The organism is Halobacterium litoreum (genome assembly GCF_021233415.1).
Lineage (GTDB): Archaea > Halobacteriota > Halobacteria > Halobacteriales > Halobacteriaceae > Halobacterium > Halobacterium litoreum.
In genome coordinates this window covers 452,961-477,276 of record NZ_CP089466.1, presented here as the reverse complement: position 1 = coordinate 477,276, position 24,316 = coordinate 452,961, and the positions used below count along the sequence as shown (strand labels likewise).

Genomic DNA, 24,316 nt, shown 5'->3' with positions numbered 1-24,316 from the left:
CAATAAACGACCCGACTCCAGCGAGCCTCCTCAGGCGTCGAACCCGTCCTCGGTGACGCCGACCACCTCGCCGGCGCCCTCGACCGCCCGGATGTCCTCGAGGACGGCGTCGTGGTCGCCGGTCGCCTCCCAGTACAGTACGAGGTCGAAGCGCCCGTCACGGAGCAACTGCTGGCACTCCCAGACGAACTCGTCGCCGTCGAGGGTCAGCCCCTGGTGCTGGTTCACGCCGAACTCGTCGCTGTCGTTGCCCGAGTAGACGTACGTGTCGCCCTTCTCGGCGTGGCCCGCGATTGCGTCGCCCGCGTCGAGGGTCAGTTGGTGGAGCAGGCTCTCCTCGTCGCTGTCGTAGTCGGTGTGGACGACCGCGCCAGCGAGTTCGATGTCGCCGGGCTGGAGGAGGTCGACCGTCCGCCGATAGAGGTCCGCGTTCGCCGTCTCGCTCATGCCTGAAGGGTAGACGTTGCCCGCAATACGTGTGGCGATTCGACCGGCTCTCGGCGCCGTCTCCCGGCTCGCCCCCGCGGAGCCGGCCCGCGAGTCGTTTTTGCGACTATCTCCACCGGAGCAGAAAACTCATACGTGAGTCTGCCGTCCGTTCAACCGATGCGAGAGTGGGCTCGCGGGGCAGTCGACGCGGTGTACGAGCGCGTGCTCCGGCGCGAAATCGACGGCGCGCCCGCGCACGTCGCCGTCATCCAGGACGGTAACCGACGGTACGCTCGCGAGCGCGGGCAGGACGCGAGCCGCGGCCACCAGCACGGCGCCCAGACCACCGAGCGGGTTCTCGACTGGTGTGCCGAGATGGGCGTCGAGGAACTCACGCTGTACACGTTCTCCACGGAGAACTTCGACCGCCCGGACGACCAGAACGAACACCTCTTCGACCTGCTCGTGGAGAAACTCCGCGAGTTCGCGGACGCCGACCGCGTCCACGAGCAGGGCGTCCGGATTCGCGCCATCGGCGACACCGACCTGCTCCCCGACCGCGTGCAGGACGCCGTCGACTACGCCCAGCGCCGCACCGCGGGCTACGACGGCTTCACGCTGAACATCGCGCTCGCGTACGGCGGGCGAGCCGAACTGCTCGGCGCCGCACGAGACGTCGCCGAGGCCGTCGACGCCGGCGACCTCGACCCCGAGGACGTGGGCGTGAGCGAAATCGAGTCCCGGCTCCACGCCAGTCCCGCGCGGGACGTCGACCTCATCATCCGCACCGGCGGCGCCGAGCGCACGTCGAATTTCCTACCGTGGCACGCCAACGGGAGCGAGGCCGCGGTCTTCTTCTGTACGCCGTACTGGCCGGAGTTCTCGAAGGTCGACTTCCTGCGCGCCGTCCGTACCTACGAGTCCCGCGAGGCGTCGTGGCGGCGCACGCGAGCGAAGCGCGCGCTCGCGCTCGTCCGGTCGCTCGGCACCGAAGTCAAGGAGGCGCGGCGCGTCCTCGACCGACTGAAGGGGACGCTCCCCGACCCCCCGGAGGACGTGGACGGCGACGGTCGGTCGGCTGACTGAGTCGGCCACCGGCCTTACGTGCGCGCTGGCAGTAGTACGTGGCGTGTTCGGCGACGACGTCCACATCGACACGACAGTACTGGGGGACGGCGACCCGGACCTCGCCGTGGTCGGCGGCGTTCACGGCGACGAACCGAGCGGGCCGCGCGCGATACAGCACGTCCTCGACAGGGACCCGGAACTCCAGCGTCCGGTGAAGTTCGTGCTCGCGAACCCCGCCGCGGCGGTCGCACACCGCCGGTATCTCGACGCGGACATGAACCGCGTGTTCCCCGGCGACCCGGGCTCCGAGGACCGGGAGCGTCGGCTCGCCGCGGAACTGAAGGCCGAGCTCGCGGACTGCCTGACGCTCTCGATTCACTCGACGCACTCCTCCGTGGAGCCGCTGGCGTTCGTCTCCGGGTCGAACCCGGACGCGCAGGCCGTGGCGAGCCAACTGCCGGTGTCGAACGTCGTGAACCACGACCCGGCGGTGGACGGCGCGTTCACGTCCTGCGAGGGCGTCGTCACCGTGGAGGCGGGCCGTCAACTCACGGAGAACGCGACGACGAACGCGACGAAGATGGTGCGCGCGTTCCTCCGCCTGACCGACGCGCTCCCCGAGGAGCCCCCCGAGAGCGACCCGGACTTCTACACCGCCGAGAGCGTCGCCGAGAAGCCCGAAGAGGAGGACGCCCAGTTGCTCGCACAGAACTTCGAGCGCGTCGAGGCCGGCGAGACGTACGCCGAGACGACCGACGAGGAGTTCGTGGCCGACGAGTCGTTCTACCCGATTCTGATGTCCGAGACGGGCTACGACGACATCTTCGGCTACCGAGGCGCGTTCGTCGGCGAGGCCGTCGAGGAAGCGCGGGCGGCGTGGGGGACGCCGCCGCAGGACGGCGAGTAAGCCGGGCTTACCGTCCGGGCCCCAGGGATTACCGGCCGAACCGGCGCTGTCGGTTCTCGTAGTCCAAGACCGCGCGCAGGTAGTCCCGCTTGCGGAAGTCCCGCCAGTTCACGTCCGTGAAGTAGAGTTCCGAGTAGACCGACTGCCAAATCATGAAATCCGAGAGGCGCTCCGCGCCGGTCTTGATGACGAGGTCGGGTTCCTCGGGGAACACGAGTTCGGACTCGACGGTCGACTCGTCCACGTCCTCGGGGTCGAGGTCGCCGGCGTCGACGGCCTCGGCGACGTTCCGGACGGCCGTCGCGAACTCGCGTTTGCCGCCGTGCCCGACGCTCACCTGAATCGGGGCGTCGGCGCGCCGGTCGTCCTCGGGGCCGCGCACCGCGACCTCGCGGGGCGCCGGAACGTTCGCGAGTTCCCGTTCGAGCGTCGGCACCGCGGCCTCGTCGAGCACGCTCACGTAGACGGTGACGCGCTCGGCGCCGTAGTCGAACGCCCAGTCGTAGAACGCCGCGAGCGTGTCGTACGCGCCGGCTTCCAGCAGGTCGCGCTCCGTGATGACGAGCGCGACGTGGTCGGGCGCCGCGGCGTCGTGTCTGCGCACCCGGAGCGCGAGGTAGCGGTCGTACAGTCCCACGCACTCGAATCGGCCGCCGTCGTTCAAAACGTTGCGGGTCCGGGTTCGGGGAAGTTAAGTGCGGCCCCGGTCAACCGACGGAGGACGTGAACTGGAGTCTGCGGCGCGCCGCGGCGTTCGCGCTCGTGGCGACGCTGTCGCTGTCGGCACCGCTGTTGGGCCGCGCAGCCGCGGTGCCGTTCGCCGTGGTCGCCGTCCTCGGCGCGACGATAACCGACGGCTGGCTGTTCGAGGTGTTCTCGACGGCCCGCGACCGACGCGACGAGCGCCTGCGGACGCTCGTGTCGTTCGCGCTCGCCGCGACCGGCGTCGGCCTGCTCGTCCCGATATTCGACGTGCCGGTCGGCGTGTTCGTCGCGAGCGTGCTCGTCGTCGGGTACGGCGACCTCGGGCGCCGTCTCGTGCTCCAGTACCGGGAACACCGGGCGCTCTCGATGGTCGGCTTCGTCGTGCTCGGCGCGCTCGCCGCGCTCGCCGGCCAGGCAGTCGTCGCCGCGCTCACCGACGCGACCGCGAACTACCCCCACTGGGTGTTCATCGCGTCGAGCGCGGCGCTGCTCGCGGGCATCCTGCGGACGTTCTTCTCCGTTCGCGACGACCCCGTCGTCTTGGTGACGGTCGCGCTCCTGCTGTGGCTGTTCGCCGTGCTCGCGCCCCTCGACGCCGTTCCGCCGGCGACCGCGTGGGAGCGCGTGCTGGTGGCGCTCGGCGTCACCGCCGCGTTCGGCTACGCCTCCCACGCGCTCGGCGCGACCTCGGTCGCGGGGATGCTCACGGGCGTCTTCCTCGGTCTGCTCGCCGTCGTACTCGGCGGCTACGGCTGGTTCGTGTTGCTCATCGCGTTCTTCGCGGTGGGGAGTCTGACGACGAAGTTCCGGTACGACCAGAAACTCGAACGCGGCGTCGCGGAGCCCAACGAGGGCGCTCGCGGCACCGGAAACGTCCTCGGGAACTCCGCCGCGGCGCTGTTCGCGCTCCTGTTGTACGCCGCCCACGCCCACGTACCGCTGTCGGACACGGCCTACCAGTTCGCCTACGCCGGCAGCATCGCCACCGCGCTCGCGGACACGCTGTCCTCGGAGGTCGGCGGCCTCTTCGACGACCCGCGGCTGGTCACGACCTTCGAGCGCGTCGAACCCGGCACCGACGGCGCGGTGACGTGGCAGGGCGAACTCGCGGGCGTCGCGGGCGCCGCCGTCATCGCGGGACTCTGCGTCGCCGTCTTCGACTTCGGCGCGGCGGCGACGGGCGTCGTCGTCCTCGCCGGTATCGCGGGCATGACCGCCGACAGCCTCGCCGGCGCCACCGTCGAGGGCGGCATCGTCGGGAATCAGGGCGTGAACTTCCTCGCGACGCTCACCGGCGGCGTCGCCGGCGGCCTGCTGGCGCTCGCGGTCGGTCTCGTTTGAAGTGGCCGGTTCGGAGGACGTCGTCGGTGTTAGTTCCACCTCGAAAGCCCCGGTCGGCTCGGCTCCCGCGGCTCGCTTCGGTCCTCGGCCTCCAGCCTGCGGTCCTTGCGTCGCCGAGGTTCACCGAGCCGACCGCCCCTTTCAGTCCCGTCCAATACCGGCTGACCAACCGGTCGAGGGTGGGATTGAAAGGGGCTGCTCGCTCGCGTTCGTCGTGGTCGTCTCGGTGGCCGCTATCGAGAACGGAGTGAGCGATATGCCAGCGAGCGACCGCGAGCGAGCAGGGGATTTCGAGATGGTATCCAAAACGCTGTTTTAGAACTCCAACAGTACCTGTCCGAGAAAACCACACCCTAATCAGTAGGCGGTCGCGTCGTGAACGCGCACGCTCGCCGGCTGTTTCACGAACTCGCCGGTGTCGGCGCCGACGACCGTGCCGACGCCGCGCTGAGCCGCCAAGTCGAGTAGTTTCTGGGTGACGGTGCCGTCCACGACCACCACGTTCGGCGCCGTGTCCGCGCTTTCGAGCGCGTCGAAGGCGTCGCCGGCCGGCGACTCGCAGACGGCGTCGAGGTCGTCCCCGAGCAGACGCACCGTCCCGGCGCCGACGACCTCGTCGACGTGGTCGGCGAGCGTCTTCGGCACCGCCTCGTCGGCGGGTTCGGCCGCCGCGTCGTCCGCCTCGGTCGCCGAATCCTCGACGCTCGGTTCGCTCGGCGACTCGGCGTCGGTCGCGGCGGGCGCCGGGGTCGCGCTCCCGTCCGTCGCCGCGGTCGCCTCGTCTTCCTCGGCGCCGAGTGCGGCGTCGACGTTCGCGCCCGCGGCGTCCTCGGCGTCCCCGACCGGCTGCTTCTCGCGGAGCGCGGTGTCGACGGCCTGCCGGGAGAGGTCTTCGACTGACTCGCCGGCGGGCGCGCGAGCGACGTAGTCCACGTCCCCGACCTGTTCGAGTTCCCGGCGGATGAGGTCGCCGCCGCGGTCGCCGTCGAGGAACGCCGTCGTCGTGCGTTCGTTCGTGAGCGCCGCGATTTCCTCCGGGACGTTCGTCCCCTCGACGGCGACGGCGTTCTTGATGCCGTAGCCGAGAAGCGTCACCACGTCGGCCCGCCCCTCGACGACCACGACGGCGTCGCTGGACGCGACGTTCGGCCCGGCGGGGTAGCCCTCGTAGTCGGTGATGTCCTCGACGCGCACGCTCTCCCGGACCTCCCGGAGGATGTCGTCGGAGTCGATGGCGCCCTCGTCGAAGGCGTTCGCGAGCAGTTCCTTCGCGCGGTCGACGACCTCGCGGCGCTTGGCCGCGCGCACGTCCTCGATGCGGTTGACTTCGACCTGCGCGCGACACGGCCCGATGCGCTCGACGGCCTCCAGTGCGGCCGCGAGCGTCGCCGTCTCCACGCGGTCGAGACTGGACGCGATGGTGATGTGACCGAAGGACTGGCCGCCCTCGCTATCGACGGAGACGTCGATGCGGCCGAGTTTCGCGGAGTCCTGCAGGTCGCGGATGTCGAGGTCGTCCCCGAGCAACCCCTCGGTCTGCCCGAACGCCGCCCCGACGACGTCGCTTCGCTCCACGATACCGTCGGCGACGAGGTCGGCGTGAATCAGGTACTTCGCGGTGTCCTCCATCGGTCTCGGTTCTGTCAGTGTGGTAGGCGGGCGCGCGGGAAATAGCTGTCGCGACGACCGACTGCCCGAGAGAAAAGTTCTCCGAAACGCCGATTCGGCGACCGTAAGCAACGTTTAACCGTGCGTGTAGGGAACGTCTCGTCGATATGCCGTCTCGCGAAGCCGTCGGGTGGGGCGTCGTCTTCGCCGCGCTCGTGGCGTTTAGCATCCCGTGGTTCCTCTGGCGGAACGACACGCTCGTCGCCGGTCTCCCGCTGTGGCTGTGGTGGCACGTCGGCTGGATGGTCGCCGCCAGCCTCGCGTTCGCCGCGTTCGCGCGCCGCGACTGGGGGACGTTCGTGGAGGGGTCCGCGTGAGCGTCCTCGTCGAAATCGGCGTCGTCGCCGCCTACATGGTGGTCGCGCTCGCTGTCGGCGTCGTCGCGTACCGCGCCACCGACCGCACGGCCGAAGACTACTACCTCGCCGGGCGCGGCCTCGGCACCGGCGTCCTCCTGTTCACGACGTTCGCCACGCTGCTGTCCGCGTTCACGTTCTTCGCCGGCCCGAACATCGCGTACGCCACCGGCCCCGAGTGGATTCTCGTGATGGGGCTGATGGACGGCGTCCTCTTCGGCCTGCTCTGGTATCTGCTCGGCTACCGCCAGTGGCTCCTCGGCAACGAACACGGCTACGTCACGCTCGGCGAGATGCTCGGCGACCGCTTTGGCTCCCGCACCCTCCGCGGCCTCGTCGCCGCTGTCTCCATCTTCTGGCTGTTCCCGTACGTGATGCTCCAGCAAATCGGCGCGGGCGAAGCGCTAGCCGGCCTCACGAACGGGGCCGTGCCGTACTGGGCCGGCGCGGGCTTCATCACGCTGTTCATGATACTGTACGTCGCGCTCTCCGGGATGCGCGGCGTCGCGTGGACCGACACCCTGCAGGGCGTGTTCATGCTCGGCGTCACGTGGGTCGCGTTCCTCTGGATTGCCGCGGAGATATCGGGAACGACCGGCGGCCTCTCGGGCGCGCTCACCGCGGAGTTCCGCGCGCTCGGCGGCGGCCCGAACACCCCGCAGTGGATGCTCTCGCAGGCCATCGGCATCGCGTTCGGCGTGACGATGTTCCCGCAGGTGAACCAGCGCTTTTTCGTCGCGAAGTCCGAACGCGTCCTCAAACGCACGTTCGCGGTGTGGCCGCTGCTGGTCGTGCTCCTGTTCGTTCCGGCGTTCCTGATGGGCGCGTGGGCGCAGGGCGTCGGCATCGCGCTCCCGCAGGGCGAGAACATCGTCCCCGTCCTCCTGAACGAGTACACGCCCGGCTGGTTCGCCGCGCTCGTCGTCGCCGGCGCGCTCGCCGCGATGATGAGTTCCTCGGACTCGATGCTGCTCTCCGGGTCGTCGTACTTCACGCGGGACCTCTACCGGCCGTTCGTCAACGCCGACGCGAGCGACCGCCGCGAGGACTTCCTCGGGCGCGTCGGCGTCGCCGCGTTCGCCATCGCGGCGTTCGTCGGGAGCCTGTTCCGCCCCGGCAGCCTACTGGAAGTCGGCGAGACCGCGTTCGGCGGGTTCGCCCAACTCGCGCCGCCGGTCGCCGTCGCGCTCTACTGGCGCCACACCACCAAGTCCGGGATGCTCGCGGGCGTCGCCGGCAGCCAGGCGTTCTACCTCGCGACGACGTTCGGCCCGACCCTCTCAGTCGCCGGCGTTCCGATTCTCGCGTCGACGTACTTCGGGTGGTTCAACCAAATCGTCGGCCTCGTCCTCGGCCTCGCGCTCACCGTCGGCGTCTCCGCCGTCACCGCGCCCGCCACCTCCGAGAACCGCGAGGCGTACTTCGACCCGTCGCGCGCCGACTAACCGAGGTACTCGGCCTCCCACTCGCGGTGCTCTCGCAGTCGCGTCTCCCCCGCCTCCGTCAGCGACAGGCGGTCGTGGAGGCCGTCCGGCGTGCGTTCGAGGATGCCCGCGGACTCCAGTTTCTTCACCGCGCCGTTGAACCGCTTCGGGCGGATGCGGTCGTCGTTCTTCCGCTCTATCGCCCGCTTGACCGCCTGCTGTGTCGGGTCTCCCTCCCCGCAGACGACGACGCAGACGTCCCGCCGCAGCCCCGATTCGAGCCACTTGCTCATGGCCCGGGGTAGGCCACACGCCGAGAAACCGCTGGCGGTCGGCACGCCCGCTCCACAAAATATACGCCGGTCGGCGGGCCGAATGGAACACGATGGGAAGCGACGACGCCGACGGGCGTGACGCCGGCCCGACGCGGCGGCAGGTCCTCGCGGGCGGCGCGACTGCCACCGTCGGCGGACTCGGCGCGCTCGCGTACGGCACGAACAACCCCGTCCACCGGTCGTCCGTGCACGAGACGGCGACGCGAGACACCGACGCGAAACCCACCGAAGGCGACGTCTGGACTGCCACTCACTCGCCGGGCGTGGCCGACGCGGACGTCGAGCAGTCGCTCGCCGTGCGACACGTCGGCGCCGACGGCGGTAGCGAGGAGGTCGACTTCGACGTGCTCGCCGTCGCGGTGGGTCGGCGGTCGACGCTGCTCGGGAACGGTGGCCTGCTCGGCACGCACAGACTGGGCGTCCGCGGCGTCGACGACACGGGGACGCGGGGCGTCGACAGCGGCGAGGGAGACATGCTCGCGAGCGGCGTCGTGCGGCCCCCCGAGGCGGTGGCCGAGGCGACCGGCCTCGACCCGTCAGCGCTCGACGACCCCGCCGCGGTCCGGAAGCACGTCGTCCCGGACGACCGGTTCGAGGCGGGGCGGGACCTGAAGACGGCGCGCCCGCTGCTCGCACGCACGGACACCGACACCGGACTCGCCGACCGCCTCACACTCGCCGGCGTCGTCGACGCCCTCGTGTCGGACGCGACGACCGCGCGGGCGGCGACGCCCGAGTACGAAGGGCGCGGCGAGACCTACCGGTGGCCACTCGACGGCGTGGTCGCGCACGCCGTCCGCTACCGGGCGCTGGGAGTTCGACCCGGCGACGACCGACTAGGACTGAAGGTCGCGTCGTCGGTCCCGCGCCCGAGCCTGCTCGGGTCGCCGCGATTCGAGGGCGCGCTCGTCGTGTCGGCCCCGGCGTAGGTCGGCGACCCGTCACGGGTAGCCTTTTGCAGTCCAGTTCCCAAGCCGAGGGTATGCAGACGCACGTCGTGCCGGTCGGCTTCGACTACGACCGGCTCATCGCGCCGCTCGTGCGCGAACAGTTGGCCGTGGACCGCGTCATCCTCCTCGAGGGCGCGGTCGGCAGCGAGGCGAACGTGGAGTACAGCCAGCGCATCGCCGAGAAACTCGAACAGGACTTCCGGAATCTGCTCGGCGCGGCGACCGAGCGCGTCTCCGTCGCGGACGTCTACGACTACGACGCGGCGTTCGAGCAGGCCTTCGACCTCATCGAGGACGAACTCGACGCCGACCCCGAGGGCGAGGTGTGGGTGAACATCGCGTCGATGCCCCGCACCGTCTCGTTCGCGTTCGCGACCGCCGCCCACTCCATCATGGTGGAGCGACAGGACGACCGCGACCGCATCCACACGTACTACACGGCGCCCGAGAAGTACCTCGAAACCGAACTCGCGGAGGAACTTCGCGCGAGCGCCGACCTGCTCGCCGACGTCGCGGCGGGCGACCTCGGGGACGACGTGGACGCCGACGCGGTCGCCGAGCGCCTGTCGGCGGCCCGCGACCTGCTCGCGGAGTTCGACGAACGGGGCACCACCATCGGCGCCACCGAAATCGACGGCAGCCACGTCGCCGAACTGCCGGTGGCGTCGTTCTCGAACGTCAAGCCCTTCGAGGAACTCATTCTCTTCACGCTCGGCGAACACGGCGAGTTCGACTCCGTCAGCGAACTCGCGGAGACGCTCGCGGACGACCTGAACGAGGAGTACACGGACAGTTTCCGGTCGAAGGTCACGTACACCGTGGACAAACTCGGCCCCGGCGGGAAGGGGTACGTCGAACGCGAGGAACACGGGAAGTCGTACCGGACGCGACTGTCGCGCATCGGCGAACTGTGGGTTCGCGCCCACGAGAACGGCGACTAGAACCCGAACCCGTCGTGGTCCTCGGGCGCCTGAATCGGGCTCTCCGGCGGATTCTCGGGGAGTTCGGCGTCGTTGTACGCGCGTGGCGCCACGTCGTTCGGGCCGTCGGCGTAGAACAGCGAGGCGACTTCGTGGAGTTGGCCGCGACCCACGTCGAGTTCGAACTGGCCGCCGCCGTACAGCGCCACGTCGTTGTCGAGCGCCCACGCGACCGTTTCGAGGAGGGATTCGAGCGTGCCGAACCGCGAGGGCTTGATATTCAGCCAGTCCGGTTCGAACGGGAGCGAGCGCACGTCGTCGAGGCCGTGGATGATGGCGTCCCACGAAATCTGGTCGGCGTACCGGTCGACGACGGGGCGCGTCTCGTCGGTCAGGCCGGGGTCCTCGACGACGGCGTCGGGGAACGTCTCGAACACGCGCTCGTAGAGCGCGGCGTCGGGTACGGTGTCCACTTCGGTTCCCTCGTACTGGCCCTTCAGGTCGAGGACGCGCACCGCGCCCGTCGATTCGAGGTAGTCGAAGGTGTCGTCGGTCCACTCGTCGCTCACGTCGAGTTTCAGTTCGGCGGCCGGGTAGCGGTCGAGGAGGGTCTCGATGCGGCCCGTGTCGCCCTCCGGGACGCGACTGGAGACGACGAAGCGCACGGGGTCGAACGCGCGGTCGAGGCGGTCCGCGAGCGTCTCGCCAGCCTGTCGCAGTCCGAGGTCGAGTGCGGCGGCCTCGAACGCCCAGCGCCGGTAGTCCACGAAGTCGCGGCGCTCGGGGAGGCCGGTCGGCCAGAAGTCGGCGTCGTCGAGGCGCGCCGAGAACTCGGCGAACGTGTACTCGCCCGCGAGGTCGAAATCGGGGTCGGCGTCGAGCAGGTCGTCGTGGTGTTCCGCCTCGTAGGTCACGTCCTCGCCGCGGCCCGTCTCGCCGTCACCCGAGAGCGAGACGACGGTGGTCACGCGCTCGAACTCGGGCGTGTCGCGGGCGCGACGCTCCAGTTCGACGGACTCGACGGTCACGAGAAGGTCGGCGACGGCGTCGTACATGACCGGGCGTTCGCGGGCCGGCGGGAAAAGTCAGGGGTCCGCAGCGAGTTCGACTTCGAGTTGCTTCACGCGCGTGGCGAGCGCGAGGAACGTCGCGAGCAGGGTGAGCGCGACGGCGCACGCCGCGGCGAGGTCGTGGGCGGCAAGCGAGTGGTCGTAGCCCGCGAGCGTCTGCTCGGCGCGCAGGAGCGTGTGGTGGGGGCCGCCCAGAACGGAGACGAAGTAGTCCACGAGGTCGTTGAAGCCGTACCACGCGAGCGCGACGGCGACGGCGGGCACCGAGAACGTCGCGTACCGGTGAATCAGGAACGCTTCGAGGGCCATCCCGAGGTGGCTGAGAATCAGGAACCAGTACATCACCCACCAGAGGCCGCCCTGTCCGTTCACCACCAACTGGACGAACGGCGTCCACAGCCCGAGTTTGAGACAGCCGAAGAACGCGAGCGCGTGCAGCCAGTCCGCGTCCCAGTCCATCTTGTACGCTATCAGCGACAGCGCGATGAACAGCGTCGCCACCGGGCTGTCGGGGACGAGCGGCCACGCCGCAATCGGGGTGTCGGCGAACTGGACGCGGTAGTACCAAAAGCCGAACGCCGTCCCCGCGAGGTTGACGGCGGCGATGACCCACGCGAGGCGGAGCGCGAGGTCCGCCAGCCAGTCGGGGAGCGGCGCGACGTACCACGGGAGGTCCCGACGGGACGGCGTCGACATACGGGTGTGCGTGTCGTGGCCGCCGCATAGCGCTTGCGGTCTCGGAGACCGGACGCCCGCGGCTACCGACCGAAGAGGCGCTGGAGGACGCCGCGGTCGGTCGGTCGCTCCGCGAGAATCATCGACGTGTCGGTGTCCCGGAGCACGTCGTAGTGCAGCGAGTCGCGGACGAGCCGCGAGAGCAGGCCCTGCGAGGTGGCGCCGACCAACAGCAGGGTGTGGTCGCCGCACTCGTCGGCGATGGCGGCCTCGACGTCGCCGGAGTCGTCGACGACCCGCGTCGCGTCTTCGAGGTCGTGTTCGGCGGCCCAGTCGGCGAGGAACTGCTCGCCCGCCTCGCGCTCGTCGGGACCGTCGACGACCCGGAGGAGAGTGACCGCCGACCCGGCGGTCGCGCGGAGCGTTCGCGCGACCTCCGCGTTCAGGTCCGCGTGGGGGTTGTCCGCGACCGGGAGGAGGATGCGGGACGCGTCCAGCCCGCGGTCCCTGAACACGAGCACGTCACAGGGCAGTCGGTTCGTGAGTTCGTCGAGCGGGCGTTCGGCGCGGCCGTTCGACCACATGCGGTCGTCGCCCCACCCCATCACGAGGCGGTCGGCGCGCTTGCGCTTGGCCACGTCGAAAATCTCCTCGAAGGACCGGTGGGACACCACCGTCGACGTCTCGCAGGGAACGTCGAACTCCGCGGCGACCGCTCGGATGTCGGCCATCAGTTCGTCGGAGTTGGCGACGATGCGCTCGTGCTGGTCGACGCGGTAGCCTCGCGGCGTCCGGTCGGGCTTCTGGACGATGTGGACGACGTGGACGGACGCGCCGGGTCGCTGGCTGGCGAGCGTGCACGCCAGTTCGACGAGGTTGGTCTCGGTTCGCGGGTTCGAGATGGGGACCACGATGCGGTGGTCGTCGGCGTTCGCGAGCGCGTCGTCGGTGTGGTCGATGAGGGGGACGTACGACCGGCCGACGAGGCCGCCGAACAGCCACTCCCGAACCGAGAGTTGGCGGTCGGCGCCCTCGAAGCGCGCCGACGCGAGTCGGTGGTCGGTCGTCTGGAAGTAGTTCACGACCGTGACGAGGACGACGCCGCCGGCGGTGTTCCCGAGCAACACGGGCACCACGAACTCCCAGAGGCCCGTCGGGATTCCCAGCGACCCCTGCAGGACGAGATACGTCATCTCCGTGAACGAGACGACGGAGTGGTAGAGACCGCCGAGCGGAATCGCGAGGAACGCGACGTAGACGACGACCATCCGGGAGATGGTGTCGCGGGCGGCGTACTCCACCCAGACGACGCCGGCGACGATGAGGCCGGCGAACGCGGCCTTCGAGAACAGGCTCCACCACGCCGTTTCGACGCCCTTCCTGCCGAGGTCGGCCGCCACCGCGGCGGCCTCCGGCGAGATGACGCCGCCGAACGCGAGCGCCGCGGCGCCGAGCGCGCCGCCGAGGAAGTTCCCCGCGAGCACGACCGTCCAGTTCCGCAACAGCGCCGGGACGCTGGCGAGGCGTTCGAGCGTGAGCGCGACCGGCGGCAGCGTGTTCTCCGTGTACAACTGGTAGCCGCCGATGATGATGTAGATGAACCCCAGCGGGTAGAGCATCGCGCTCACGACGGGGTCGCCGCCAGTCGTGGCGGTCAGGGAGACGTACAGCATGAACGTAATCGTAATCGCGAACCCGGCGGCGAGCGCGCTGAAGAACAGTTCGCGGCTGCCGGAGGTGATTTCCTCGTCGGCGGCCGCGATGATTCGCTGGAAGATTTCGTCGCTCGTGAACCGGTCGCGGACGACCGACCCGACGGCCGGCGCGCCGCTCCGCGAGCGCTCGACCGCCTCGCGGACCGACTCCTCGGGGTCGGGCGCCGTCTCGGACGCGAGGTCGGGGTCCGGGTCCGACTGCGCGTTCGGTGGTCGGTCCCTGTCCGGCGTGGACGCCGCGTCCGCGTCGTCTCCGTCAGTCATCGTTGGGGCGTCCGGCGGCGCGCGTCAAATGCGTTGGCATGTCCGCGACGCCCGCGTTCCGCGACCGACCCAATTAAGCGGCGGCGCCCGCTACCCTCTGGTATGGCTACGGAGACCGACCTCGAGGAACTGCGACGCGGGAGCGAACTCGTGAAACGCGGGTTCGCGAAGATGCAGAAGGGCGGCGTCATCATGGACGTCGTGAACGCCGAGCAGGCGAAGATAGCGGAGGAAGCCGGCGCGGTCGCGGTGATGTCACTGGAGGCGGTGCCCGCCGACATCCGGAAGCGCGGCGGCGTCGCGCGGATGGCCGACCCGGCTGACGTCCAGGAAATCATCGACGCGGTCTCCATCCCGGTGATGGGGAAGTCCCGCATCGGCCACACGAAGGAGGCCGAGATTCTGGAGGCGACGGGCGTGGACATGATCGACGAGTCCGAGGTGCTGACGCCCGCCGACGACAAGTACCACATCGACAAGCGCGATTTCACCGCGCCGTTCGTGTGTGGCGCGCGCAACCTCGGCGAGGCGCTCCGGCGCATCGACGAGGGCGCGGCGATGATTCGCACGAAGGGCGAGGCCGGCACGGGCGACGTGAATCAGGCCGTCCACCACCAGCGCACCATCAAGGGCGCGATTCGCGAACTCGAGGGGATGACCCACGAGGAGCGCGAGCACTACGCCCGCGACATCGAGGCGCCCGCCGAACTCGTCCACGAGACCGCCGAGATGGGGCGGCTCCCGGTCGTGAACTTCGCGGCGGGCGGCATCGCGACGCCCGCGGACGCCGCCTTGATGATGCACCACGAGTGCGACGGCATCTTCGTCGGCTCCGGCATCTTCGGCGCGGAGGACCCCGAGTCGATGGGTCGCGCCGTCGTGGACGCCGTGAACAACTGGGACGACCCGGAGCGACTCGCGGAAATCTCCTCGAACATCGGGTCCGGCATGAAGGGCGAGGCGAACGTCGACCTGCCCGAAGAGGAGAAGATGCAGGGCCGCGGGAACTGACCGGCTAGCCGACACTCGATTCTCTCGTTTCTATCCTCGACAGCCGACAGCGACAGCACTCCGACCAGCCGACGGCTACAGCACCCGGCCAACCGACGGGGTGGGACTGAAAGGGGCGAGGCTGTGGGCGACGGCGGACGACGCAAGCACTGAACCGAGCGAAGCGAGGGAAGCGCGCAGCAAGTCCCCCAAGCCCACAGCCTCGGGGCTTTCGAGGAGACGTTCTCGTCAGCGTCAAAGACGAGCGAGGCGACCCGAACTAGAAGCCGCCGTAGCGAATGTAGACCATGGTGGCGACGACGACCAACTGGAGGGCGCCTTGGACGCCGCCGAGTTTGGCGTTGCGCATGCCGATGTCGGCGATGAGTTGTTTGTCGGGGTTCGCGGAGGTCATCTCGCGGTACATCCGGATTTCGCCGGGCATGAGGACGCCGAAGCCGAGGACGGAGAGCGCGGCGACGACGAGGATGGCGGCGACGAAGACGGGTTCGGTCCACGCGAAGTTGGGGAGGGTGGCGGCGAGGTAGGCGCCGCTGACGGCGACGGCGAGGCCGAACCAGGCTTGCCAGCGCCAGTCGTCTAAGACGTCGAGTTGCCAGCCGACGAGCGCGAGCGACGGGACGAGGGAGAGCGCGGTGAGGATGGCGAGCCAGACGTGGGGGTGCTCGAAGAGGTAGGGGAGGCGGAGCGCGAGGGTGACGCCGCCGGCGATGGTGACGAGCGCGAGCGTCGGGAGGAGGAAGGTGGTCTTGGGGGTGAGGCGTTCGAAGAAACTGGCGCGTTCGTCGAGGTCGAGGCCGCCGACGACGGGGCCGAGGACGAGCGCCATGAAGAGGTCGATGCCGGTCCAGAGGATGCCGGCCATGACGTGGACGTAGGTGTGTTGTTGGACGGTCCCGAACGCGGCGACGTACGCGAGCGCGGCGAGCGGGAGCGCGACGATGCCGGTGGCGAACGCGGGGTTCGCGCGAGTGCCGAGGCCGCGAATCGTGCCCCGTACTGACGTGGTCGACATGGCCGGCAAACTCATGTCTGGAGACTTAGTATTTTTGCTCCGTGAGAGCGCGCCACAGAGCGCGCGCCCGAATCAGACCCCCGCCGAACGGGGGCGAATCGCGGTGTCGGCGGCGAACCCTTCGGTTCTCAGATACGGTACACTGGGTACGCGACCATACACCTTATACACCCTTGCACACGCCGCCGTCTTGCGTTTTGTGCGACTCCCACCGTCGTTCGTGAACGAGTGTCGCGAGCGACAGTCTGTCAGGGGGAAAGACGTATATGTGGGCCCGCCTCCGAGACTGGTACGATGTCTCACAACGACACGCCCGGTGCAAACCCGGGGGACCGAGTTCTTCCAGGGCACGTTAGCCCAGCGTAACGAATTCGACACGGTACGAGTTTTCGACACCACGCTCCGCGACGGGGAGCAGACACCGCGGACTTCCTTCGACTACGACGACAAGCGCGCGATAGCCGCCGCGCTGGACGACGCGAACGTCCACGTCGTCGAAGCGGGGTTCCCGGCGAACGGCCCCGACGAGGCCGAAGCCGTCGCGGACATCGCGGCCGCGACCGACGCCACGACCTGCGGGCTGGCCCGCGTCGTGGAGTCGGACGTGACCGCCGCCGTCGACACCGGCGTGGAGATGGTCCACGTGTTCGCGTCGACGAGCGACGTACAGATCGAAGACTCCATGCACAGCACGCGCGAGGACGTCGTGGAACGCTCCGTCGCCGCCGTCCAGCAGGTGCGGGACGCGGGCGCCGACGTGATGTTCTCGCCGATGGACGCCACCCGGACCGACCCCGAGTTCCTCGCGGAAATCGTCGAAGCGGTCGACGACGTGGGCGTCGACTGGGTGAACATCCCCGACACCTGTGGGGTCGCCACCCCCAATCGATTCGGCGACCTCGTCGCGTTCGTCGGTGAACACACGGACGCCCGCATCGACGTCCACACGCACGACGACTTCGGGTTGGCGACGGCGAACGCGCTCGCTGGCGTCGAGGCCGGCGCGGACCAGGTGCAGGTGTCCGTCAACGGCATCGGCGAGCGCGCCGGGAACGCCGCCTTCGAGGAGGTCGTGATGAGCGCGGAGAGCGTCTACGGCGCCGACACGGGCGTCGACACGACCGCCATCGCCGACGTCTCCCGCGAGGTCGCGGAGCGCTCGTCGGTGCCCGTCCCCGTGAACAAGCCGGTTGTGGGCGCGAACGCGTTCGCCCACGAGTCCGGCATCCACGCGGCGGGCGTCATCGAGAACAGCGAGACGTTCGAGCCCGGCGTGATGACGCCGGAGATGGTCGGCACCGAACGCGAGGTCGTGCTCGGGAAGCACTCGGGCACGCACGCCGTCCGCCAGCACCTGCGCGAGGCGGGCTACGACCCGACCGAGACCGAGGTACGAGAGGTGACACGGAAGGTCAAGGCCCACGCGAGCGACGAGGGCGCGGTGACCGACGCCGACGTGCGAGCGTTCGCCGGCGAGGTCGGCGTGGAGCGAGCACAGGAGGAGGTGTCGGCGTGATGCCCGGCAAACGTTGCGCGCCGAGCAACTGCTTTACGCCCGGCTCCCCTCGACCAGCGTACGATGCTACCGCACACCGCACGTCGTCGACTCGCGGTCAGCGGTGTGGCTGTCGGTATTGTAGGGGCGTAAGCTCCCCTACACCTCACTCTCCTCGTCCCGATTCGTACAGCGCTCGACCGACAGCCACCGCAGCAGCCGACATGCACACGACACCACGACACCGCGACACGACACCGTGGAGGGGGTATCGATGACAGAACAGGGAACGGTGCGAGAGCCGACCGGCGCGTCAGCCGACGACGCGGCGCCGACCGAGGGCGCCGACGAGACGCCCGACGACGGAGCGACGACCGGACAGACCGGCGCGTCCTCGGTCGTCGCGACGCTCGAAGGCGCGGGCGTCGACACCGTGTTCGGCGTGCAGGGCGGCGCCATCATGCCCGTCTACGACGCGCTCTACGACTCCGGGATTCGCCACGTGACGATGGCCCACGAGCAGGCGGCCGCGCACGCCGCGGACGCCTACGGCGCGGTCACGGGCGACCCCGGCGTCTGCATGGCGACCTCCGGCCCCGGCGCGACGAACCTCGTCACCGGGCTGGCGGACGCCAACATGGACTCCGACCCGGTGGTCGCGCTGACCGGCCAGGTCCCCACGGAGTTGGTCGGGAACGACGCGTTCCAGGAGACCGACACGGTCGGCGTCACGACGCCCATCACGAAGTCGAACTATTTCGCGTCGAGCGCCGACACCGTCGGCGACGACGTGAGCACGGCGTTCGCGCTCGCCGCGAACGGCCGGCAGGGACCGACGCTCGTCGACCTGCCGAAGGACGTGACGACCGACGACACCGACGCCGGCGCGAGCGAACCGTCCGTTCCGGACACGGTGCGCGTCCGGGAGCGCGCCGACGCCGAAGACGTCGAGGAGGCCGCCGAAACCATCGCGGCCGCCGACCGCCCCGTGATTCTCGCGGGCGGCGGTGTCATCAAGGGCGAAGCGACCGACGAAGTCCGCGCGTTCGCCGTCGAGCACGGGATTCCCGTGGTGACGACGATGCCCGGCATCGGCGCGTTCCCCGAGGACCACGACCTCTCGATGGAGATGGCGGGGATGCACGGCACCGGCTACGCGAACATGGCAATCACGCTCACCGACTGCCTGATTGCGGTCGGCACGCGCTTCGACGACCGACTCACGGGCGGCGTCGACTCGTTCGCGCCGGACGCCGAGGTCGTCCACGTGGACATCGACCCGGCTGAAATCTCGAAGAACGTCGAGGCCGACCACCCGCTGGTCGGGGACGCCGGAACCGTCGTCGAACAGATTGCCGACGCGATGCCGAACTCGCCGGACACCGAGGCGTGGCGCGACCAGTGCGCCGAGTGGCAGGCCGAGTACCCGATGGACTACGCGGTGTCCGAGGACGACCCCGTGAAACCGCAGTACGTCGTCGAGACGGTGGACGAAGCCACCGACGACGACACGATTGTCACGACGGGCGTCGGCCAACACCAGATGTGGGCCTGCCAGTACTGGACGTACACCGAGCCCCGGACGTGGATTTCGAGCCACGGCCTCGGCACGATGGGATACGGCGTCCCCGCCGCCGTCGGCGCGCGACTCGCGGCCGACGACGACCAGTCGGTCGTCTGCTTCGACGGCGACGGGTCGTTCCTGATGACGTGTCAGGAACTCGTCGTCGCGGCCCGCGAGAACCTCGACATCACGGTGTTCGTGTTGAACAACGAGGCCATCGGGATGGTGCGCCAGTGGCAGGACGCCTTCTTCGAAGGACGCCGGATGGCCTCGGAGTACCCGTGGGTGCCGCAGTTCGACCGCCTCGCGGAGGCGTTCGGCGTCGCGGGCTTCCGCATCGAGGAGTACGACGACGTGGCCGACACCGTCCAAGAGGCGCTGGCCGTCGACGGCCCGAGCGTCGTGGACGTCTACATCGACCCGACGGAGAACGTCTACCCGATGGTCCCCTCGGGCGGCGACAACGGACAGTTCGCGCTGTCGGAGGGCCACCTATGAGCGGGCAGGGACTGCCCGGCCCGGCGCCCGAGGACCGCGAACGGCCGACGGGCCGCCGGAACTCCCAGGGCATCCGCATCGACCCCGAGGCGGAGGCCGAACACCCGCCCCGGCGCACGGTCATCTCGGCGCTGGTGGAACACGAACCGGGCGTGCTGGCGCGCGTCTCCGGGCTGTTCAGCCGCCGCCAGTTCAACATCGAGTCGCTGACCGTGGCGGACACCCAGAACGACGACTGGGCGCGAATCACCGTCGTCGTCGAGGAACCCGACCCCGGCATCGACCAGATAGAGAAGCAACTGGCGAAGGTCGTCCCCGTCATCCACGTCCGCGAACTGGAAGACGACGCGCTCACGCGCGAACTCGTGGTCGTGAAAGTGGACGCCGACAAGCCACACGAAGTGCAGGCCATCACCGACATGTACGGCGGCCGGACGCTGGACGCCGGCCCGCGGACGATTACGGTCGAGCTCACCGGAGACGAGCAGAAGATAGACGACGCCATCGACGCCTACCGGCAGTTCAACATCCGGGAGATAGCGCGCACCGGCCAGACGGCGCTGGCGCGCGGCGAGACGAAGACGGCAGTCGTTCCAGATTACTTGAAATGACAGACGCAGATTTCACCCAGCCAGTGTACCACGAATCAGACGCAGACCGACGACACATCACCGACAAGACCGTCGCCGTGCTCGGCTACGGCAGCCAGGGCCACGCGCACGCCCAGAACCTCGCGGACAGCGGGGTCGACGTGGTGGTCGGCCTGCGAGAGGACTCCTCGTCGCGGTCGGCCGCGGAGGCCGACGGCCTGCGCGTGACGACGCCGACGGAAGCCGCGAGCGAGGCGGACGTCGTCTCCGTGCTCGTGCCGGACACCGTCCAGCCGGCCGTCTTCGAAGACATCGAGCCGGAACTGGACGCCGGCGACACGCTCCAGTTCGCACACGGCTTCAACGTCCACTACGGCCAGATCGAACCCCCCGAGGACGTGGACGTGACGATGATTGCGCCGAAGGCGCCCGGCCACCTCGTCCGCCGGAACTACCAGGCCGACGAGGGCACCCCCGCCCTGCTCGCAGTGTACCAGAACGCCACCGGGACGGCGCGACAGGAAGCGCTCGCGTACGGCGACGCCATCGGCTGTGCGCGCGCCGGCATCGTGGAGACGACGTTCCGCGAGGAGACCGAGACCGACCTGTTCGGCGAGCAGGCCGTGCTGTGTGGCGGCATCGCCGAACTCACGAAGATGGGCTACGAGACGCTCGTGGACGCCGGGTACAGCCCCGAGATGGCGTACTTCGAGTGCATGAACGAGATCAAACTCATCGTCGACCTGATGTACGAGGGTGGGTTGGCGGCGATGTGGAATTCGGTCTCCGACACGGCCGAATACGGCGGCCTGACCCGGGGCGAGCGCGTCGTCGACGAGTCCGTCCGCGAGAACATGGAGGAAGTGCTGGACGAGGTCCAGAACGGCACGTTCGCGACCGAGTGGGTCGCAGAGAATCAGGCCGGGCGGCCGTCCTACCGCCAGCGCCGGAAAGCAGAGCAGAACCACGACATCGAGGACGTGGGCGAGCGCCTCCGCGACCTGTTCGCGTGGGCCGAGGAGACGGAGACAGCCGAAACCGACCGCGAGACGGAGGTGTCCGCCGATGACTAGCCGGATGGGCGACGTGAGCCAGCGCAACCCCGCCGACCCCGAGCACGCGGTCAGCCGCGTGTTCCAGCGCGGACCGGTGGTCGCCGCGGACGGCGGACAGCGGGTCGACGACGAGAGCGACGAGGAAAACGGGGAACAGAAGATGAAGGACGTGAGCCAGCGCAACCCCGAGGACGAGGAAGCCACCGCGAACCGCGTCTGGGAGCGCGGCGGCGAGAAGCCGGTACCAGAGGAGGCCGAGGAGTAGGATGAGCGAGGGCACGCTGTACGACAAGGTCTTCGACGAACACGCGGTCACCGAACTGCCGACCGGACAGACCCAGTTGTTCGTCGGCCTCCACCTCGTCCACGAGGTGACGAGCCCGCAGGCGTTCGGGATGCTCGAAGAGCGCGGCCTCGACGTGGCGTACCCCGAGCGGACGCACGCCACCGTCGACCACATCGTCCCGACCGCCGACCAGAGCCGGCCGTACGGCGACGACGCCGCCGAGGAGATGATGAGCGAACTCGAAGCGAACGTCCGCGACGCCGGCATCGAGTTCGACGACCCGACGACGGGCCGACAGGGCATCGTCCACGTCGTCGGCCCCGAACAGGGCCTCACGCAACCCGGAATGACCATCGTCTGCGGGGACTCCCACACCGCGACCCACGGCGCGTTCGGCGCGCTCGCGTTCGGCATCGGCACGTCCCAGATTCGGGACGTGCTCGCCACGGGCTGTATCGCGATGGAGAAACAGCAGGTCCGCCGCATCGAGGTGACGGGCGAACTCGGCGACGGCGTCACGCCGAAGGACGTGATTCTCGCCGTCATCGGGGAACTCGGCACCGACGGCGGCGTCGGCTACGTCTACGAGTACGGCGGCCCCGCGGTCCGCGAGATGGACATGGCGGGCCGGATGAGCATCTGCAACATGAGCATCGAGGGCGGCGCTCGCGCGGGATACGTCGAACCCGACGAGACCACCTACGACTACCTGGAGGGCCGCGACGAGGTGCCCGAGGGCGACGCATTCGAGGAACTCAAGCAGTACTGGGAGTCGATTCGCTCGGACGGCGACGCCACCTACGACGACGTGGTGGAAATCGACGGCGACGCCCTCGAACCGACCGTGACGTGGGGGACGACGCCCGGACAGAGCGTCGGCATCTCGGAGCCGATTCCAGACCCCGAGGCCCTCCCCGCGGAGGACCGCGAGGTCGCCGAGAGCGCACAAGCCCACATGGAAGTCGACCCCGGCGACACGATGGACGGCTATCCCATCGACGTGGCGTTCCTCGGCAGTTGCACGAACGCGCGCCTGCCGGACCTCCGCGAGGCCGCCGAAATCGTTCGCGGCCGCGAGGTCCACGACGACGTGCGCGCGATGGTCGTCCCCGGCAGCCAGCGCGTCAAGCGCGCCGCCGAAGCCGAAGGCTTGGACGAGGTGTTCGAGGAAGCCGGCTTCGACTGGCGGGGCGCCGGCTGTTCGATGTGCCTCGGCATGAACGAAGACCAGTTGGTCGGCGACGAGCGCTGTGCGTCCTCGTCGAACCGGAACTTCGTCGGGCGGCAGGGGTCGAAGGACGGCCGCACCGTCCTGATGAGTCCGCCGATGGTCGCCGCCGCGGCGGTCACCGGCGAAGTGACGGACGTGCGCGAACTGGAGCGCCGCCCGGAGGTGGAAGCATGAGCGGGCCCGCCGACACCGTCACCGAAGTCACCGGGGCGGGCGTGCCCGTGCGCGGGAACGACATCGACACGGACCAGATAATTCCGGCGCGCTTCCTCAAAGTCGTCACGTTCGACGGGCTCGGCGAGTTCGCGTTCTTCGACCAGCGCTTCGACGACGATGACGAACCGAAAGCCCACCCGTTCAACGAACCGCAGTACCAGGGCGCGTCCGTGCTCGCGGTGAACGCAAACTTCGGCTGTGGCTCCTCGCGGGAGCACGCACCACAGGCGCTGATGCGGTGGGGCATCGACGCCGTCGTGGGCGAGTCGTTCGCCGAAATCTTCGCGGGGAACTGCCTCGCGCTCGGCATCCCGACGGTCACCGCGGACGCCGAGGACGTGCGCGCGCTCCAGGACTGGATTGCGGAGAACCCCGACGGCGACGTCGAGGTGGACGTCGTGAACGAGGAAGTCCGGTACGGCGACACCACGATAGACGCGGACATGGACGACGCCCAGCACCGCGCGCTCGTCGACGGCGTCTGGGACACGACCGCGCTGATGGGGTCGAACGCCGACGCCGTGGCCGAGACCGCTGCGAATCTCCCCTACACCGATGTCTGAGGAGATAGCAGTCGTCCCCGGCGACGGCATCGGCGCGGAGGTCGTTCCGGTCGCGGTGGACGTCCTCGACGCGGTCGGCGACTTCTCGTTCGTACACGCGGACGCCGGGGACGCGGTCGCCGCGGAGACCGACGACCCGCTCCCCGAGGAGACCCGCGAGGCCGCCGCGGCGGCGGACGCGACGCTGTTCGGCGCGGCGGGCGAGACGGCCGCCGACGTGGTGTTGCCGCTTCGGAGCGCGGTGGACTCGTTCGTGAACGTGCGGCCGGCGCGCACGTACCCGGGCGTGGACGCGCTCCAGCCCGACACCGACCTCGTGTTCCTGCGGGAGAACACGGAGGGCGTGTACGCGGGCCACGAGGCGACGCTCGCGGACGGCGTGACGACGACGACGCGCGTGGTGACGCGCGAGGCGTCGGCGCGACTCGCCGAGTTCGCGTGCGACTACGCGCCCGAGGGGTTCACGGTCGCGCACAAAGCGAACGTGATGCGGGAGACGGACGGCCTGTTCAAGCAGACCGTCGAGGACGTGGCCGAGGGGAACGACGTGCCGACCGAGGACGCACTGATGGACGCGCTCGCGATGCATCTCGTGCAGTCCCCCGAGGACTACGACGTGGTGGTGTGTCCGAACCTCGCGGGCGACGTGCTGTCGGACCTCTCCGCGGGTCTCGTCGGCGGCCTCGGATTGCTGCCGTCGGCGAATCTCGGGCCGGAGCGCGGGCTGTTCGAGCCGGTTCACGGCTCAGCGCCGGACATCGCGGGCGAGGGCGTCGCGAACCCGGCGGCGACGGTGCTGTCGGCCGCGATGCTGCTGGAGTTCCTCGGCCACGACGACGAGGGACAGCGCGTTCGCTCCGCGGTCGAGACGGTGCTCGCGGAGGGGCCGCGGACGCCCGACGTTGGCGGCGAGGCGTCCACCAAGGAGATGCGGGACGCGTTGCTCGCGCAGTTGGGCTAGCAGG

General features: G+C 69.6%; 24 protein-coding genes. 16 read left to right on the top strand and 8 right to left on the bottom strand.

The features are described from left to right. Positions 1-30: 30 nt before the first annotated feature. Positions 31-447: a DUF5778 family protein gene (locus tag LT972_RS02615; protein WP_232571641.1), complete on the bottom strand. Its 417-nt coding sequence runs from the start codon at positions 445-447 to the stop codon at positions 31-33. Positions 448-606: 159 nt separating this feature from the next. Between LT972_RS02615 and uppS the strand changes: the two genes are divergently transcribed. Together uppS and LT972_RS02605 are read left to right on the top strand one after the other, a co-directional pair. After that, the gene (gene uppS / locus LT972_RS02610) at positions 607-1,515 is read left to right on the top strand and encodes a polyprenyl diphosphate synthase (protein WP_232571640.1); all 909 of its coding nucleotides are present in this window, start codon (positions 607-609) and stop codon (positions 1,513-1,515) included. Between the two features lie 43 nt (positions 1,516-1,558). After that, complete coding sequence (locus LT972_RS02605) at positions 1,559-2,404, top strand: M14 family metallopeptidase (protein ID WP_232571639.1); 846 nt, start codon at positions 1,559-1,561, stop codon at positions 2,402-2,404. A 28-nt stretch (positions 2,405-2,432) separates the two neighbouring features. Here LT972_RS02605 and LT972_RS02600 read toward each other — a convergent pair whose 3' ends face one another. Next, the gene (locus LT972_RS02600) at positions 2,433-3,041 is read right to left on the bottom strand and encodes an undecaprenyl diphosphate synthase family protein (RefSeq protein ID WP_232571638.1); all 609 of its coding nucleotides are present in this window, start codon (positions 3,039-3,041) and stop codon (positions 2,433-2,435) included. Positions 3,042-3,127: 86 nt separating this feature from the next. Here LT972_RS02600 and LT972_RS02595 point away from each other — a divergent pair, with 86 nt between their 5' ends. Then, positions 3,128-4,450: a DUF92 domain-containing protein gene (locus tag LT972_RS02595; RefSeq protein WP_232571637.1), complete on the top strand. Its 1,323-nt coding sequence runs from the start codon at positions 3,128-3,130 to the stop codon at positions 4,448-4,450. A 357-nt stretch (positions 4,451-4,807) separates the two neighbouring features. On the opposite strand, the gene dnaG is transcribed toward LT972_RS02595, so the two are convergent. After that, on the bottom strand, positions 4,808-6,079 hold the full coding sequence (gene dnaG / locus LT972_RS02590; protein WP_232571636.1) for a DNA primase DnaG: 1,272 nt from the start codon (positions 6,077-6,079) through the stop codon (positions 4,808-4,810). 146 nt (positions 6,080-6,225) lie between these two features. Here dnaG and LT972_RS02585 point away from each other — a divergent pair, with 146 nt between their 5' ends. Then, positions 6,226-6,435: a DUF3311 domain-containing protein gene (locus tag LT972_RS02585; protein WP_232571635.1), complete on the top strand. Its 210-nt coding sequence runs from the start codon at positions 6,226-6,228 to the stop codon at positions 6,433-6,435. 35 nt (positions 6,436-6,470) lie between these two features. Beyond that, positions 6,471-7,919, top strand: a complete 1,449-nt coding sequence (locus LT972_RS02580; protein ID WP_232572640.1) for a sodium:solute symporter family protein — start codon at positions 6,471-6,473, stop codon at positions 7,917-7,919. Here the strand turns inward: LT972_RS02580 and LT972_RS02575 are convergent. Continuing rightward, complete coding sequence (locus tag LT972_RS02575; RefSeq protein WP_232571634.1) at positions 7,916-8,191, bottom strand: PadR family transcriptional regulator; 276 nt, start codon at positions 8,189-8,191, stop codon at positions 7,916-7,918. The genes LT972_RS02580 and LT972_RS02575 overlap by 4 nt on opposite strands. Before the next feature lie 92 nt (positions 8,192-8,283). Here LT972_RS02575 and LT972_RS02570 point away from each other — a divergent pair, with 92 nt between their 5' ends. Both LT972_RS02570 and LT972_RS02565 read left to right on the top strand, forming a co-directional pair. Beyond that, positions 8,284-9,162 (top strand): hypothetical protein, encoded by an 879-nt coding sequence (locus LT972_RS02570; protein ID WP_232571633.1) that lies wholly within the window; start codon positions 8,284-8,286, stop codon positions 9,160-9,162. Between the two features lie 53 nt (positions 9,163-9,215). Next, on the top strand, positions 9,216-10,124 hold the full coding sequence (locus LT972_RS02565; protein ID WP_232571632.1) for an HFX_2341 family transcriptional regulator: 909 nt from the start codon (positions 9,216-9,218) through the stop codon (positions 10,122-10,124). Here LT972_RS02565 and LT972_RS02560 read toward each other — a convergent pair. From LT972_RS02560 to LT972_RS02550, 3 genes are all read right to left on the bottom strand, one after another. Continuing rightward, the gene (locus LT972_RS02560) at positions 10,121-11,158 is read right to left on the bottom strand and encodes an enolase-like domain-containing protein (protein WP_232571631.1); all 1,038 of its coding nucleotides are present in this window, start codon (positions 11,156-11,158) and stop codon (positions 10,121-10,123) included. The genes LT972_RS02565 and LT972_RS02560 overlap by 4 nt on opposite strands. 30 nt (positions 11,159-11,188) lie before the next feature. After that, the gene (locus LT972_RS02555; RefSeq protein WP_232571630.1) at positions 11,189-11,869 is read right to left on the bottom strand and encodes a DUF1405 domain-containing protein; all 681 of its coding nucleotides are present in this window, start codon (positions 11,867-11,869) and stop codon (positions 11,189-11,191) included. Between the two features lie 62 nt (positions 11,870-11,931). Further along, complete coding sequence (locus LT972_RS02550; protein WP_232571629.1) at positions 11,932-13,827, bottom strand: formate/nitrite transporter family protein; 1,896 nt, start codon at positions 13,825-13,827, stop codon at positions 11,932-11,934. 102 nt (positions 13,828-13,929) lie between these two features. Between LT972_RS02550 and pdxS the strand changes: the two genes are divergently transcribed. After that, positions 13,930-14,838 (top strand): pyridoxal 5'-phosphate synthase lyase subunit PdxS, encoded by a 909-nt coding sequence (pdxS, locus tag LT972_RS02545; RefSeq protein ID WP_232571628.1) that lies wholly within the window; start codon positions 13,930-13,932, stop codon positions 14,836-14,838. A gap of 259 nt (positions 14,839-15,097) precedes the next feature. Here pdxS and LT972_RS02540 read toward each other — a convergent pair whose 3' ends face one another. Then, entirely contained in the window at positions 15,098-15,853 is a 756-nt protein-coding gene (locus LT972_RS02540; RefSeq protein WP_232571627.1) for a hypothetical protein, read from the bottom strand. Between the two features lie 316 nt (positions 15,854-16,169). On the opposite strand from LT972_RS02540, the gene LT972_RS02535 reads away from it, so the two are divergent. The 8 genes from LT972_RS02535 (at position 16,170) to LT972_RS02500 (ending at position 24,312) form a co-directional block, all read left to right on the top strand. Continuing rightward, positions 16,170-17,369, top strand: coding sequence for a LeuA family protein (locus LT972_RS02535; protein ID WP_232571626.1), 1,200 nt, complete (start codon positions 16,170-16,172; stop codon positions 17,367-17,369). Positions 17,370-17,622: 253 nt separating this feature from the next. Next, positions 17,623-19,410 (top strand): biosynthetic-type acetolactate synthase large subunit, encoded by a 1,788-nt coding sequence (gene ilvB / locus LT972_RS02530; protein WP_232571625.1) that lies wholly within the window; start codon positions 17,623-17,625, stop codon positions 19,408-19,410. Then, positions 19,407-20,021, top strand: coding sequence for an acetolactate synthase small subunit (gene ilvN / locus LT972_RS02525; protein ID WP_232571624.1), 615 nt, complete (start codon positions 19,407-19,409; stop codon positions 20,019-20,021). The genes ilvB and ilvN overlap by 4 nt, the downstream gene beginning before the upstream one ends. Further along, the gene (gene ilvC, locus LT972_RS02520) at positions 20,018-21,073 is read left to right on the top strand and encodes a ketol-acid reductoisomerase (RefSeq protein WP_232571623.1); all 1,056 of its coding nucleotides are present in this window, start codon (positions 20,018-20,020) and stop codon (positions 21,071-21,073) included. Before ilvN ends, ilvC begins: the two co-directional genes overlap by 4 nt. Beyond that, on the top strand, positions 21,066-21,320 hold the full coding sequence (locus LT972_RS02515; protein ID WP_232571622.1) for a hypothetical protein: 255 nt from the start codon (positions 21,066-21,068) through the stop codon (positions 21,318-21,320). The genes ilvC and LT972_RS02515 overlap by 8 nt, the downstream gene beginning before the upstream one ends. 1 nt (position 21,321) lies before the next feature. Next, positions 21,322-22,746: a 3-isopropylmalate dehydratase large subunit gene (leuC, locus tag LT972_RS02510; RefSeq protein ID WP_232571621.1), complete on the top strand. Its 1,425-nt coding sequence runs from the start codon at positions 21,322-21,324 to the stop codon at positions 22,744-22,746. Beyond that, positions 22,743-23,351, top strand: a complete 609-nt coding sequence (leuD, locus tag LT972_RS02505) for a 3-isopropylmalate dehydratase small subunit (RefSeq protein ID WP_232571620.1) — start codon at positions 22,743-22,745, stop codon at positions 23,349-23,351. Before leuC ends, leuD begins: the two co-directional genes overlap by 4 nt. After that, the gene (locus tag LT972_RS02500; RefSeq protein ID WP_232571619.1) at positions 23,344-24,312 is read left to right on the top strand and encodes an isocitrate/isopropylmalate dehydrogenase family protein; all 969 of its coding nucleotides are present in this window, start codon (positions 23,344-23,346) and stop codon (positions 24,310-24,312) included. Before leuD ends, LT972_RS02500 begins: the two co-directional genes overlap by 8 nt. Positions 24,313-24,316: the final 4 nt, after the last annotated feature.

Bases quoted from the DNA above. Each gene is read 5' to 3' on its own strand.
- LT972_RS02615 (WP_232571641.1), bottom strand. From the start codon at position 447: ATGAGCGAGACGGCGAACGCGGACCTCTATCGGCGGACGGTCGACCTC.
- uppS (WP_232571640.1), top strand. From the start codon at position 607: ATGCGAGAGTGGGCTCGCGGGGCAGTCGACGCGGTGTACGAGCGCGTG.
- dnaG (WP_232571636.1), bottom strand. From the start codon at position 6,079: ATGGAGGACACCGCGAAGTACCTGATTCACGCCGACCTCGTCGCCGAC.
- LT972_RS02585 (WP_232571635.1), top strand. From the start codon at position 6,226: ATGCCGTCTCGCGAAGCCGTCGGGTGGGGCGTCGTCTTCGCCGCGCTC.
- LT972_RS02580 (WP_232572640.1), top strand. From the start codon at position 6,471: ATGGTGGTCGCGCTCGCTGTCGGCGTCGTCGCGTACCGCGCCACCGAC.
- LT972_RS02575 (WP_232571634.1), bottom strand. From the start codon at position 8,191: ATGAGCAAGTGGCTCGAATCGGGGCTGCGGCGGGACGTCTGCGTCGTC.
- LT972_RS02570 (WP_232571633.1), top strand. From the start codon at position 8,284: ATGGGAAGCGACGACGCCGACGGGCGTGACGCCGGCCCGACGCGGCGG.
- LT972_RS02565 (WP_232571632.1), top strand. From the start codon at position 9,216: ATGCAGACGCACGTCGTGCCGGTCGGCTTCGACTACGACCGGCTCATC.
- LT972_RS02560 (WP_232571631.1), bottom strand. From the start codon at position 11,158: ATGTACGACGCCGTCGCCGACCTTCTCGTGACCGTCGAGTCCGTCGAA.
- LT972_RS02555 (WP_232571630.1), bottom strand. From the start codon at position 11,869: ATGTCGACGCCGTCCCGTCGGGACCTCCCGTGGTACGTCGCGCCGCTC.
- LT972_RS02550 (WP_232571629.1), bottom strand. From the start codon at position 13,827: ATGACTGACGGAGACGACGCGGACGCGGCGTCCACGCCGGACAGGGAC.
- pdxS (WP_232571628.1), top strand. From the start codon at position 13,930: ATGGCTACGGAGACCGACCTCGAGGAACTGCGACGCGGGAGCGAACTC.
- LT972_RS02540 (WP_232571627.1), bottom strand. From the start codon at position 15,853: ATGTCGACCACGTCAGTACGGGGCACGATTCGCGGCCTCGGCACTCGC.
- ilvB (WP_232571625.1), top strand. From the start codon at position 17,623: ATGACAGAACAGGGAACGGTGCGAGAGCCGACCGGCGCGTCAGCCGAC.
- ilvN (WP_232571624.1), top strand. From the start codon at position 19,407: ATGAGCGGGCAGGGACTGCCCGGCCCGGCGCCCGAGGACCGCGAACGG.
- ilvC (WP_232571623.1), top strand. From the start codon at position 20,018: ATGACAGACGCAGATTTCACCCAGCCAGTGTACCACGAATCAGACGCA.
- LT972_RS02515 (WP_232571622.1), top strand. From the start codon at position 21,066: ATGACTAGCCGGATGGGCGACGTGAGCCAGCGCAACCCCGCCGACCCC.
- leuC (WP_232571621.1), top strand. From the start codon at position 21,322: ATGAGCGAGGGCACGCTGTACGACAAGGTCTTCGACGAACACGCGGTC.
- leuD (WP_232571620.1), top strand. From the start codon at position 22,743: ATGAGCGGGCCCGCCGACACCGTCACCGAAGTCACCGGGGCGGGCGTG.
- LT972_RS02500 (WP_232571619.1), top strand. From the start codon at position 23,344: ATGTCTGAGGAGATAGCAGTCGTCCCCGGCGACGGCATCGGCGCGGAG.